This is a genomic window from Bacillus sp. Hm123 (assembly GCF_051842975.2).
GTDB lineage: Bacteria > Bacillota > Bacilli > Bacillales > Domibacillaceae > Bacillus_CE.
Genome location: NZ_CM200277.1, coordinates 2733166 through 2746078 on the forward strand (window position 1 = coordinate 2733166; position 12913 = coordinate 2746078).

The following is a 12913-nucleotide window of genomic DNA, read 5'->3' on the forward strand; positions in this document are numbered from 1 at the left end:
TAATGATTGGAGGTGGGCCGATGTTGTCACTGCCAGCTGAGAAGCATAAAGTGTCTCCTTTCTTTGCTTTCTATATCATTACCTCTATGCAAGTTGGTGTAGGTATCCTTGGTTTCCAGCGTAATGTGGCGAAAGAAGCTGGTCACGATTCATGGGTGTCGATTATCATCGCCAGCCTCGCTCTCCATATTGTTTTATGGATGACTTACCAAATATTAAACAAAGGAAAGAATGATATTACAGTCATTCATAAAGATATATTCGGCAAGTGGATCGGAGGGCTACTTAGCATCGCTCTAATTATTTATTTATTGCTGCTTTCTATTACAGTAACTCGTAATTATATTGAAATTATCCAAATTTGGATGTTCCCAGAAATAGACACATGGTATTTAGCACTCATCCTACTTGCCCTTGTCTACCTTTATGTGACCGGCGGGTTCCGGGTAGTTGTCGGTTTGTGCCTTCTCACGTTCTTAATTACCTTTCCTTTATTGTTAACGTTTTGGTTTCCGATGAAGGAAGCGAATTTTTCTTATTTGTTGCCGATCATGGATCACTCTTTCATAGAGCTTCTTTCTGGCGCTAAAGAAGTTTCCTTTAATTATGTTGGCTTTGAGACGCTTTTCTTTTTTTATCCCTTCCTTAAAAAGGCGGAAAATTCACAAAAATGGGCGCAATATGGGGTAGTATACAGCACCTTTGTTTATTTACTAACGGCGCTTGTCTCTTTAGTTTATTTTAGTCACGAACAGTTAGCCAATACGATTTGGGGCACGCTCACTTTATGGAAAGTAGTCGATTTACCTTTCATTGAGCGATTTGAGTATGCCGGTCTTGCTATCTGGCTATTTGTGATTTTACCTAATCTTTGTTTATACACATGGGCTGCGTCACGAGGAATGAAGCAATTGTTTAAAATCAAGCAAAAACATGGGATCATCGTACTGTTAATCATTCTATTTATCGTAACCATTTCCTTCACAGATCGGCAATCGGTCAAACAATTACTTACAACAGCCGGAAATGTAGGGTTTTATGTGTTCTATATCTACATTCCTTTTATTTATTTTTCTCAAATGATTAGTCATAAAATGAGGAGAACAAAATGAAAAAAATATTGATTTGGAGCGCTTTTGCTCTCATACTGATCATCAATTATCAATTGCAGCCAACCGTGCTCGAAGATACTCGTCATATTTCCGCCATCGGATACGACATAGAAGATGATGACTTAGTTAAAGCAACAGCAGCTGTCCCGTTTTTTCCACCTGGTGAAAACGCTAAGCCGATCAATGTCACTTATACAGCTACAGGACATACAAGTAAAAGTGTACAGCAACTCTTTCAAACAAAGTCTCAAAAACAGTTAAGTCTAGGTCGATTAAATGATGTTTTATATAGTAAAGAAACAGCTCAACAAGGGCTTTTCCCTCTTATTCATCCATTCAGCCGTACGCCTAATATCGGAAGAGATATTCACTTGGCTGTAGTTGATGGCAAAACGGAAGACATGTTGAAGCAAGAGTATCCAAACACACTACTCACTTCTCAATATGTAACCGACTTATTGGATCAAGGGTTAAAGGATATTATCCCCAAAACAAATCTTCATTCTTTTCTCGCTCAATACTACGGAAATGGACAGGAACCTTTTTTACCATTATTAAAATTAGAAAAGAAAAACATTAAATTGAAGGGACTCGCTCTTTTTAAAGAAGACCGTTATATTGGCTCGCTTTCCTATGAGGATAGCTACTTATTTAAGCTCCTTTATGAACACTCTCGTTACGGTTTGTACAATATTCAATTGAAGGATGGGACTTACGTAACGATTGAAAACGTACGATCGAAAGTAAAATATCGCATCCATGGAACAAAAGAAAACCCTACAATCAAAATCGACCTTTCTCTACTCGGACAAATCAACGATGCGTCCGGTATTACGATTCAAAGTACAAAAAAGACAAAATTCATCGAAAAGTACTGGCAACAAGAGATGAAACAAAAAACCGAGAAAGTAGTTAAACGCCTCCAAGAATTACAAGTAGACTCGCTTGGAATCGGCGAACGAGTAAGAAGCAAACACCGTCATTTCAATATGGAAGACTGGAAACAAAGCTACCCTACCGCCCCCATCAAGATCAACGTCAAAGTAAAGACATTGGACACGGGGATTGTGGAATGATAGAAAAGCGGAGGGCGTTGTCCAGCGACGTATGGACTGGAGCCATCCGCACGAGATAAAGGAAACACGATGAACGAGAGTGAATCGATGTTGACTTATCGCAAGGAGGAGGGCGGAAGTACACTAGTCGCTAGCGCCTGGAGCTGGACAATCGAAATGCGGAGCCGACTGTTCAGACACGACAAGCAAATGTTCTGGCACTGGAAAGGCGATGAGCCTTGTAAGTGGCAGGTTATTTGACTCGAGTGTCTAGGAGGCGGAGCTGGACAATCGAAATGCGGAGCCGACTGTTCAGACACGACAAGCAAATGTTCTGGCACTGGAAAGGCGATGAGCCTTGTAAGTGGCAGGTTATTTGACTCGAGTGTCTAGGAGGCGGAGCTGGACAATCGAAATGCGGAAGGTGCCGGTTAGCGACGTATGTACTTTCATGAAAAAAAGCATCCACAACGGATGCTTTTCTTCACTATAATCCTAATGAAATATATTTGATTTCTAAATATTCCTCGATACCGTAATGACCGCCCTCGCGCCCTAGGCCGCTCTCTTTATAACCGCCAAATGGAGCTTGCGCGACGGATGGAAGACCGTCATTTAAGCCGATAATTCCGTATTCTAAACCTTCAGCAATGTCGATTGCTTCTGTAATGTTATCGCTAAATACATAAGCTGCTAAGCCATACGGAGAGTTGTTCGCACGTTCAATCACTTCTTCTGTCGTTTGATATGTCGTCACAGGAGCTAATGGACCAAACGTCTCTTCGTTCATGCAAAGCATATCATCTGTTACGTTCGTAATGACCGTTGGCTCTACGAAATAGCCTTTTAAATTTTCACTCACGTTGCCACCTGCAATAATGTTGGCACCTTTTTGTTTTGCATCTTCTAGCTGGCTCACCACTTTTGCCACCGCTTGCTCGTCGATTAGCGGACCAACTGTAACACCTGCTTCTAAGCCGTTCCCCATTTTTAACTTCGCTACTTCTCGCTTGAAGGCTTCCGCAAATTCCGCTTCGATCGATTCATGAACATATACGCGGTTCGCACATACGCACGTTTGTCCCGCATTACGGAATTTAGAAGCGATTAAATCTTGTGCCGCTTTGTCAATGTTAGCATTGGCTGTCACGATAAATGGCGCATGTCCACCTAATTCAAACGATACTTTTTTCATCGTATCCGCTGCCCCGCGCATTAATAGCTTGCCTACTTCTGTTGAACCGGTGAAGGAAATTTTGCGGACGCGACCATCTTTCATCCACGCCTCACCAATCGCTTTCGCATCACCTGTGACAAGGTTAATAACCCCTTTCGGAATGCCTGCTTCTTCCGCTAATTCCACTAAGCGAATCGCTGTTAGTGGCGTTTGCTCAGCTGGTTTGATGACTGCTGTACAACCTGCGGCAAGTGCTGGCGCCACTTTTCTCGTAATCATCGCCGCTGGGAAGTTCCAAGGCGTGATCGCCGCAATAACACCAACTGGCTCTTTTTGCACAAATAGACGCTTACGTGGGTGAGAAGCTGGAATCGTTTCTCCGTAAATACGCTTTCCTTCTTCGGCATACCAAGAAATAAAGCTATTCGCATACCCTACTTCGCCAATCGCTTCTGGAAGTGGCTTTCCTTGCTCTTCGGTCATAATTTTGCCGATTTCTTCTTTGTTCTCGTCAATTAAGCGATACCACTCATTTAAATGATGAGCACGCTCAAGTGCAGTTAGCTTTGACCATGTTTTCAGTGCTTCATATGCGGCTGTTGCAGCTTGCTCCGCTTCTTCTCTACCACCTTCTGGTACAGTAGCAATTACTTCATTGATCGCTGGATTGACCACTTCAATCTGCTTGTCATTGTCGATCCATTCACCATTAATATACATTTTCCAATTTTTCATTTTTGCTCCCCCTTCTTGTTGTCGATCATACATCTTTATTCCTCGTCCTCAACATATTTCTTTACTTTTCGAGCGGCTGAGGATTGACTAATTCCGAGTGCTTTTGCGATTTTATAAGTGGATGAACATTTCCCATACGCTTCAACCACCATTTTCCGTTCGACTTCTTCCAGTATTTCTGGAAGAGTTGTCCCCTTCTCCGTTAACTCCTGCTGCCCCATTTCAAGCGGCAAGTCATTTAACGTCACCACTTCATCATTCGTCACGACGAGCCGTTCGACCATATTTTCTAATTCACGAATGTTCCCTCTCCATTCATAATTTAAAAAAGCATTTAACACTTTCGGAGAGAAATGAACATGACTATTGTACAGCTCATTGAAATAATCGAGAAAATGGTAAGTTAACGGAATAATATCTTCTTTTCGTTCCCTTAATGGCGGGATATGTATCGGTACGACGTTTAAACGGTAGTATAAATCTCGTCTAAAGCTGCCTTGCTCCGCCATTTTTTTCAGATCTTTATTCGTTGCAGCAATGATTCGTAAATTTAATGTAATCGGTTGACTCGCTCCGACAGGACGAATTTGTTTGTCCTGCAGCACATGGAGCAATTTTCCTTGCGCTGTTAACGGGAGCTCTCCCACTTCATCTAAAAAAAGGATGCCATTATTGGATAGCTCAATCAACCCTTTTTTCCCTTCACGAAAAGCCCCGGTAAACGTACCACCTTCATACCCAAATAACTCGGACTCAATTAATTGTTCCGGTAAAGCGGCACAATTGATTTCATTGAGTACTTGATCTTTTCTGTCACTTAATTGATGGATTGAACGAACGATTCTACTTTTTCCTACGCCTGTTTCTCCAAGTAACAAAACGGTCGAATTGACTTTGGCAATTTTGCGTGCAAGCATCATCACTTTGCCCATTTGCTCACTTTTGGAAATAAGCCCCTCTACTTCGAGCGGCTCACTCAATTCCCTTTTATAAGTAGCAAGCTGATCTTCCATTTCTTCAATCTTATTTCTGAGCTGAATAATCTCTGTCAAATCGCGAGAATAACTAATGACACTTTTTAACGATCCATCCAGATTAAAAACCGGCCTTGTACGTACATGATAGTACCGGCCGGAATTAGACACTTGAAACAGCTCAATCGGCTGTTTTTTTTCGATCACTTGTGGTGTTACTGACGGATAAAAAAAACCCATTTTTTCTAATTCTTTCACATGCTTACCAACTAAATCGTCAGCTGATAATTGATAATTTTTTTGACAGGTCGAATTCACACGAGTAACGTACCCTTGGGCATCCGTCACCAAAATTTCATCGAAAGACGATTCGAAAATATCAAATAATTCTTCCCGTACAGAATCATGAGATGTAGTCATAGCAAGCTTCCTCCCGACCGTATTTCTCTCCATTATAGCAAAAATACAATCGGGAGATAAGTTAGTTGCTCTATTAAGCTTGAACTGTTACTGCAGAAACAGCCGCTTCAAACGCTTCTTCAAGAATCTCTAATCCTTCCGCTACTTGCTCATCTGTAATCACAAGTGGCATTAAGAAACGGAGAACGTTGCCGTAAGCACCCGCACTAATGATCAGTAATCCGCGATTGTTCGCTTCAGTGATAATCGCATTTGTTAATTCTTTGTTTGGCTCTTTTGTTGTACGGTCTTTCACAAGCTCAACGGCTACCATTGAACCTAAACCGCGAATTTCACCAATTGCCTCATATTTTTCAGCTAATTGGTTTAAGCGATCCATCACTAATTGACCTAGAACAGCGCCACGCTCGCTAATTTTTTCTTCTTCTATGATGTCGATCACCGCTAATGCTGCTGCACACCCAAGTGGACTACCAGAATAGGTTCCACCAAGCTCACCAGGAGAAGCTGCCTCCATCACTTCTTTGCGACCGATTAAACCACTGATTGGCACACCAGCAGCCATCGATTTAGATACTGTCATTAAGTCAGGCACGATACCGAAATGCTCGATCGCAAATTGTTTACCTGTACGACCAAATCCAGTTTGAATTTCGTCAGCAATGAAAAGAATGCCATGTTTTTTACAGATAGCGTATACGGCTTCGATGAATTTTTGTGGAGCTGGAATGAATCCACCTTCTCCTTGTACTGGCTCCATAATAACAGCTGCTACGCTTTCAGGAGCTACATCGTTCACGAAGAAATCTTCAAATTGGCCAATAACAGAGTCAACATATTGCTCTTCTGTTGTGCCTTCTGGACGGCGGTACGTGTACGGGAATGGCGCTTTGTACACTTCTGGTGCAAATGGGCCAAACTCATATTTATAAGGTTTTACTTTACTTGTCATTGTCATCGTTAACAATGTACGGCCGTGGTAGGCACGCGAGAAAGAAATAACGCCTGTACGTTTTGTATATTTACGAGCAACTTTCACCGCATTCTCCACTGCTTCTGCTCCACTGTTGAAAAGAATCGCTTGCTTTTCATGATCGCCAGGTGCAAGGTCGATTAATTTTTCACATAGCTCAATGTATGGCTCATACATCATCACGTTAAATCCAGGGTGAATATATTCATCCACTTGCTTATGAATGGCTTCTTTCACTTTCGGGTGGCCATGTCCAACGTTCATCGTACCAATGGCACCAACGAAATCGATAAATGTATTTCCATCTACGTCTGTAATTAAAGCACCTTCTGCTTTCGCTGCAAAGCTAGGTACGCCGTTAGAAACGCCCCGAACAACCGCCGCTTGTCTTCTTTCTAATAACGCTTTCGATTTTGGACCTGGTAGAGCACCAGTTACTTTAGCAAATTTTCTAGTCATGTTCATTTCTCCTTCTTTACTTGTAGATTTATATTTATATATGCAAAAAGTGTGCCAACTTAGAAAAGTTCAAAAAATCAATCTTTTTCAAGTAAAGAGCCTTTAAAGCGAGTCAAAAATGACTTATCTAAACCAAAAATGACTTAAAAAAGGCTGAGCGGATCGCTCAACCTTTTTGATATCCGTATTTCTCCATTTCAGCGTAAACAGCCTTTAATTTCGGATTACCTTCTCCAACAACTTCCCCTTCCACAAGCACGACCGGATAAAACAGACCTTCTTCTACGACTCGTTTAGCAAATGTTTGTTTCTCTTCATCCTCCGGTGGTGAAAAAATATCCACATAGTTAATCGAAAACGGCTGGTTCGGATATTTTCGTGAAATAGCTGCCTCTAACCATTCATACGTTTCTTTAGAAGAAGGCAAATTGACGCAGCTCGCACAAAGCTGCTCTGTTCCATACACAACAATCTCTACAATTTTTCCCATATAATCCCCCACCTTATAGCTAATTATTTATATTTTAACGAAAATCGATCAACTTCGGTATGAAAATGTTTATCAATCAATGGATTTTTTTATTTATAATCATTATAATAAGAACAGTATGAGAAAGGAGTGGATCGAAATGGCTGATGAACAAATGCTTGCACAAGTACAAGAGGTCTTAGATAAATTACGCCCATTTTTACTTCGCGATGGCGGAGATTGTGAACTAGTTGATATTGAGGATGGCATCGTTAAGCTTCGCCTTCTCGGCGCATGCGGTAGCTGCCCAAGTTCAACTATTACACTAAAAGCCGGCATCGAGCGCGCATTGCTTGAAGAAGTTCCAGGCGTCGTAGAAGTAGAACAAGTATTTTAATGAACGAAAGTCCGCACATGTGATGCGGGCTTTTTTATTGGCGGAGCCGAAATCGGGCGCGAGAAGTGTCGAATTGGGCGCATAACAGCTCGAATCGAGCGCGCTCCACTACAAAAAAACCGAGCACATCTCAGCTCGGCCTGAAGGTAAGTAATTCTTTGTTCACTAATGTTTTCGGAGGACGATCTTCAAAGATGGCATCAAGGTTGTCACAGCATGTTTCCATCATCGCGAGACGTGTTTCTTTCGTTGCACTTCCGATATGAGGGAGCGCCACGACATTTGGTAGCTTGAGCAGTGGATGATCGGCGCCAATTGGTTCTTTTTCAAATACATCTAATCCAGCTGCTGCGATCTCTCCTGCCTGCAAAGCGTCAAACAGTGCGTGCTCGTTAATGATCGGTCCACGACTGGCATTGATGAACATCGCATCTTTTTTCATTTTTTGGAATTGTTCTCGTTGAAACATTCCTTTCGTTTGCTCTGTTAGTGGAGCGAGACAAACAACGAAATCCGCCTCTTGTAATAGTTCATCAAATGAGCAGTAGCGTGCACCGAGCATTTCCTCTGCGACTTCATGACGAGTCCGATTATGATAAATGATGTCCATATCGAATCCAGCTGCTCGTTTCGCGACAACCGTCCCGATTTTTCCCATGCCGACAATCCCAATCGTTTTATGATGGACATCCGTTCCGACTAATTGCATCGGCGACCAGCTCTTCCACTGACCTTCTTTCACAAATTCGGCTGCTTCCATCATTCGTCGAGCTGTCGCCAGCAACAAAGCAAAGGTTAAGTCTGCCGTCGTAGCTGTTAACACATCCGGTGTATTACAAATAGCCACCTGATACTTACTAGCAGCTTGTAAATCGACATTGTCGTACCCAACCGCCATATTAGCAACTACCTTTAACCGCTCGGCTTGAGAAAACAATTCTTCATCTAGCTGATCCGAGATGACGGTTAATAAGGCATCCGCTTGCTTCACTTTTTCAAGTAACACATCGCGCGGGACCTTCTCTTCTTCTTCCGGCCACATCTCTACTTCGTATTTCTCTAGTAGCCTAGAAATAATTTCCTCGGGAAGTTTTCGAGTGACATACACAAACGGCTTCATTTCTCCACCTTCTTTCCGTATCTTAATCGCCCTTCCATTTTATCATATTTTCTGTCATTTTAACCAAGTGACGTTCGGAATTTTCAATCGATTGACTGGAACGAAAGCTAATTCATAAAAAGAAGCGAGAAAATGCTCATATTCCGTTGTGTTTTTCATATATTTCTCTAACTGTTCTTCTTTTTCTTTTTTCCCTTGAAGAGACGGAGAGGAGAAATAAGTGCGACTGCAGTCAAAGTAATGAGCAGGAAAGAGGAGACGAGCATAAATTAGTCGCCAGGAAAAAGGAGAGAGTCTCTCTTGTTGCTGATACTCTTGTAAAAACTGTTTAAAATTGGAGCGATAAAGAAGAGAACCGTCCCAATAAGACGAACGAATCCACTCGGCTATATCACGTGCAGGGTGATCATACACCCAATCAAAAGGGTGGTGAATAAAGTCGCGGTCAGCCCAAAACTTCGCATGAAATGACTGGTGACAAACCGTTCCATAATCTGTCCTCCCTAGAGCTTCATCCATTTCGGTATCGACGACATATTGAATCGCATTTTCCGCAAGCCCCATATAATAAGGAAAGCTATCAATCATCATTTTGGCAAATTCACCATCTACCCCCTGCTTAATTAACCCGCTAATGGACTTTTCTAACTGATCCATCTCCCGCTCCCAGCGCTCGCGCCACAACCCCAATTGATTGGTCGCCTTCATTTCAGCAGTCAACGTTCGCCCTCGACGGTGAAACCGAGCGAGCTTCTTACCTGTCGCTTCGGATCGTGAGTGTACTTGCGCGCTTCCGAGAACGACGACATCTTTTTTATCTTCTGTAATCAAAAAAGCGCCGCTAACCGCTGGGATAAAGACAGCCACCTTCCGATCACCTTGACGCATGAGATGCTGAGACATTTGATGTAGCTCTAATAAATATTCCTGTTCCATATTCGTCACATCAACAATAGAATAAAGAAGGCCCTCACTTTCATAATAGCGCCCATTCACCATTCGATCCGATGTAATATGAAAATGTTCCTTTAACAATGCTTTTCCATCCATGCTAGCTCCCCCTTTTTTCATATTTTTTGCAGGATTATTTCCAATTTATCTGGAAATATAAATAGTAAAGAGAATGTCTGCTACTAACATATTAGAGAAAAAGGTGATTGTATGACTATCGATGACAAACACGTAATGAGCATGTCTGAAAAAACCGCGCGCCGCCAATTAGCTGAACGCGGCGTAACTATGGATCACATTGCCGAGCTCGTATTATTTTTACAAAAAAAGTATCATCCTGATTTAACAATAGAAGAGTGCAAAGAAAATATCGAACACGTCTTAAAAAAACGAGAAGTGCAAAATGCGATCATCACAGGTATCCAGCTAGATGTATTAGCCGAAAAAGGGCTACTAGATGAACCGTTGCAAACGATCGTCTCCACCGATGAAAGCTTATACGGGGTAGATGAAACCCTCGCTTTAGCCATCATCAACGTATACGGCTCCATCGGCTTCACCAACTACGGATACATCGACAAAGAAAAGCCGGGCATTTTACAATATTTAAACGATAAATCACACGGCAAAATCCACACCTTCCTAGACGACATCGTCGGCGCCATAGCCGCTGCCGCCTCCAGCCGCCTAGCCCACAAAGCAGCACAGACAGAATAGAAATGCGGAAGCAGCCGTTTAGACTCGGCAGACATAAGATGGACCGCCATAGTGGCGTTCTTTGCCACGTAGGCGTGACAGCTTATGACCGAGAGTCTGGCTGCTGGAGCTAGACATAGAAAAGTGGATGGCGCTGGTCAGCGACGTATGGACTGGAACGAGCCGATCGAGATAAAGGAAACACGATGAACGATAGTGAATCGATGTTGACTTATCGCAAGGAGGAGCGTGGAAGTACACTAGCCGCTAGCGCCTGGAGCTGGACATAGAAAGGCGGAGCCGACTGTTCAGACACGACAAGCAAATGATCGGCAACATCGAAGAAATCTCTCGCAACGTCGAAGAAACGACCTTAACATCGAAGAAATCTCTCGCAACGTCGAAGAAACGACCTTAACATCGAAGAAATCTCTCGCAACGTCGAAGAAACGAGATCAACATCGAAGAAATCTCTCGCAACGTCGAAGAAACGACCTTAACATCGAAGAAATCTCTCGCAACGTCGAAGAAACGAGATCAACATCGAAGAAATCTCTCACAACGTCGAAGAATCGACCTTAACATCGAAGAAACCTCTCACAACGTCGAAGAAAAACCGAGAACCCCCAAACAAAAAGCGTCCTTTAAGTGACTCCCACTTAAAGGACGCTTTTTTTATATAATCTCCCACTCATCCAATGTATTTCTGACATAAGTAGGTTGTTTGTCAATTTGAGCTAAATGCTCTTTTTGCGTAACGCCTGTATGAACGAGCAGAGTGTCCATGCCTGCGTCGATTCCTGCTGAAATGTCCGTGTCGTAGTTGTCGCCTACCATCAATGTCTCTTCTTTAGCTGTGCCTAGCACGCGAAGAGCTTGTTTCATAATGATGTTCTCCGGCTTGCCGATAAAAATCGGTTTCGTTTGCGTCGAAACCGCAACAACGGATGTGAGCGAGCCATTTCCGGGCAATAACCCTCTTTCAGTCGGAATGGCGATGTCACCATTCGTAGAAATGAACGTTGCCCCGTTGCGAACAGCTAAGCAAGCAGTCGCTAATTTTTCATAGTTGATGCCTCGATCAATCCCAACGACAACGAAGTCTGCCTGATCGTGATCGACAATCGTTAAGCCTTTTTCTTCAAGTGCTTGGCGAATGCCTTCCTCGCCGATGACATACACAGTCGCTCCTGCTTGACGATCGGCGATAAATTGAGCGGTTGCCATGGAGGTTGTGAACACTTGCTCCGTTGTCGCCGCGATATCAAACCCCACCAACTTATCCGCTACTTGTTCAGGTGTGCGTGAAGAGTTGTTAGTCACAAATAAGTAAGGGATGTTCTTTTCATTTAAGCGCGCAATAAAATGCGTCGCTTCTTTAATTTTTTCCGTTCCACGATAGATCGTGCCGTCTAAATCAATTAAATAACCTTTGTATGCTTTCATTCTCTTTTCCCTCTCCTTTCATTCACATGAAAAAACGCTTTCACTTTTGAAAGCGTCACCTATTACGGTAAAAAAGCTGAAACGGGACCTAATTCATTTATTAAATATTGTCTCACTTTTTCAGGAAATTGCTGCATCGATGAGAAATGAGCTTCCATCGCTTGTTTAATTTCTTGATGATCAACAGCTATATACTGCTGAACGAGCATTTTGCGAAGAGAAACCATCGCCTTTAACGAAGCGGTCATTTCTTTAGAAATCACTTTTTCGTCATCTAAAATGTCGATAATATCATCATAGCTACCGGGATCTCTCATAATAAAGCCGTCAATCATCGCATTGCCAACATCGAGCATCGATTCAATGACCGTATGAGCGATGCGCTCTAAAGCAGCCTGTTCAAGCGCTGTGTCAAAGCTTGTTTGCTCTTGAAACAAAGATAATTGACCTTCCATAAACTTTAATGTTTCTTCGATTTTGTTGCGATCTACGAAATACAAGGCGAGCACCCTTCCATTGCTTTCTTTTTTACTCTTCATCATTTTACCATGAAACGAAAAAGAAAACATACAGTAGCCTTGAAACGTGTTACAATCATGAAAAACAAAACGGGAGTGATTCAAATGACGGAAAGATTTTTTCTATATGATGATATGGAACAAACGAGAACACGATTCGTAAGCTTTATGGGCGAACACCAACGTTATGATCTCGCCTTAATGCAGACTGATCGCTATTACGGAAAAAAGATAGTGCTTGATATTCAAGGCGGGCGCTTTGCGATTATCGGGCAGGATGATTTAGAGGAGCCTGGCTATTTAGAAGCCGTCTTTAAATTGTCTGATGAAGAAGCCGCTGAACTGCGCGACTTTCTCTATGATGTGATCTAAGTATAAATGATGAGCCACCGGGGATGTTAAAAATGGAGG

The 12913-nt window shown here is 42.5% G+C and carries 14 protein-coding genes; 6 read left to right on the forward strand and 8 right to left on the reverse strand.

What is annotated here, in order from left to right; genetic code table 11:
• The first annotated feature begins 20 nt into the window (after positions 1-20).
• The 3 genes from ACSVDJ_RS14265 (at position 21) to ACSVDJ_RS14275 (ending at position 2428) form a co-directional block, all read left to right on the forward strand.
• Complete coding sequence (locus ACSVDJ_RS14265) at positions 21-1112, forward strand: GerAB/ArcD/ProY family transporter (RefSeq protein ID WP_439166624.1); 1092 nt, start codon at positions 21-23, stop codon at positions 1110-1112.
• Positions 1109-2188, forward strand: a complete 1080-nt coding sequence (locus tag ACSVDJ_RS14270) for a Ger(x)C family spore germination protein (protein ID WP_439166625.1) — start codon at positions 1109-1111, stop codon at positions 2186-2188. The genes ACSVDJ_RS14265 and ACSVDJ_RS14270 overlap by 4 nt, the downstream gene beginning before the upstream one ends.
• A gap of 69 nt (positions 2189-2257) precedes the next feature.
• Positions 2258-2428 carry a hypothetical protein gene (locus ACSVDJ_RS14275; protein ID WP_518619134.1) on the forward strand — a complete coding sequence of 57 codons (171 nt, stop codon included), beginning with the start codon at positions 2258-2260 and terminating at the stop codon, positions 2426-2428.
• A gap of 226 nt (positions 2429-2654) precedes the next feature.
• Here the strand turns inward: ACSVDJ_RS14275 and ACSVDJ_RS14280 are convergent, their stop codons facing one another.
• From ACSVDJ_RS14280 to ACSVDJ_RS14295, 4 genes are all read right to left on the reverse strand, one after another.
• Positions 2655-4064, reverse strand: a complete 1410-nt coding sequence (locus ACSVDJ_RS14280; protein ID WP_439166888.1) for an NAD-dependent succinate-semialdehyde dehydrogenase — start codon at positions 4062-4064, stop codon at positions 2655-2657.
• Between the two features lie 50 nt (positions 4065-4114).
• Positions 4115-5473 (reverse strand): sigma-54 interaction domain-containing protein, encoded by a 1359-nt coding sequence (locus tag ACSVDJ_RS14285; RefSeq protein ID WP_439166634.1) that lies wholly within the window; start codon positions 5471-5473, stop codon positions 4115-4117.
• A 73-nt stretch (positions 5474-5546) separates the two neighbouring features.
• Entirely contained in the window at positions 5547-6905 is a 1359-nt protein-coding gene (gene gabT, locus ACSVDJ_RS14290) for a 4-aminobutyrate--2-oxoglutarate transaminase (RefSeq protein ID WP_439166636.1), read from the reverse strand.
• A gap of 166 nt (positions 6906-7071) precedes the next feature.
• Complete coding sequence (locus tag ACSVDJ_RS14295; protein WP_439166637.1) at positions 7072-7395, reverse strand: YuzD family protein; 324 nt, start codon at positions 7393-7395, stop codon at positions 7072-7074.
• Between the two features lie 79 nt (positions 7396-7474).
• On the opposite strand from ACSVDJ_RS14295, the gene ACSVDJ_RS14300 reads away from it, so the two are divergent.
• Positions 7475-7771 carry a NifU family protein gene (locus ACSVDJ_RS14300; RefSeq protein ID WP_439166639.1) on the forward strand — a complete coding sequence of 99 codons (297 nt, stop codon included), beginning with the start codon at positions 7475-7477 and terminating at the stop codon, positions 7769-7771.
• 130 nt (positions 7772-7901) lie between these two features.
• Here the strand turns inward: ACSVDJ_RS14300 and ACSVDJ_RS14305 are convergent, their stop codons facing one another.
• Both ACSVDJ_RS14305 and yutH read right to left on the reverse strand, forming a co-directional pair.
• Positions 7902-8891, reverse strand: coding sequence for a 2-hydroxyacid dehydrogenase (locus ACSVDJ_RS14305; RefSeq protein ID WP_439166641.1), 990 nt, complete (start codon positions 8889-8891; stop codon positions 7902-7904).
• A gap of 54 nt (positions 8892-8945) precedes the next feature.
• Positions 8946-9941, reverse strand: a complete 996-nt coding sequence (yutH, locus tag ACSVDJ_RS14310) for a spore coat putative kinase YutH (RefSeq protein WP_439166643.1) — start codon at positions 9939-9941, stop codon at positions 8946-8948.
• A gap of 135 nt (positions 9942-10076) precedes the next feature.
• Between yutH and ACSVDJ_RS14315 the strand changes: the two genes are divergently transcribed.
• Positions 10077-10559: a phosphatidylglycerophosphatase A family protein gene (locus tag ACSVDJ_RS14315; protein WP_439166889.1), complete on the forward strand. Its 483-nt coding sequence runs from the start codon at positions 10077-10079 to the stop codon at positions 10557-10559.
• A 654-nt stretch (positions 10560-11213) separates the two neighbouring features.
• Here the strand turns inward: ACSVDJ_RS14315 and ACSVDJ_RS14320 are convergent.
• Both ACSVDJ_RS14320 and hepT read right to left on the reverse strand, forming a co-directional pair.
• Positions 11214-11984, reverse strand: coding sequence for a TIGR01457 family HAD-type hydrolase (locus ACSVDJ_RS14320; RefSeq protein WP_439166644.1), 771 nt, complete (start codon positions 11982-11984; stop codon positions 11214-11216).
• Between the two features lie 62 nt (positions 11985-12046).
• Positions 12047-12484, reverse strand: coding sequence for a type VII toxin-antitoxin system HepT family RNase toxin (gene hepT, locus ACSVDJ_RS14325; protein WP_439166891.1), 438 nt, complete (start codon positions 12482-12484; stop codon positions 12047-12049).
• Between the two features lie 123 nt (positions 12485-12607).
• Here hepT and ACSVDJ_RS14330 point away from each other — a divergent pair, with 123 nt between their 5' ends.
• The gene (locus ACSVDJ_RS14330) at positions 12608-12874 is read left to right on the forward strand and encodes a DUF3055 domain-containing protein (RefSeq protein ID WP_439166892.1); all 267 of its coding nucleotides are present in this window, start codon (positions 12608-12610) and stop codon (positions 12872-12874) included.
• The last annotated feature ends 39 nt before the right edge of the window (positions 12875-12913 follow it).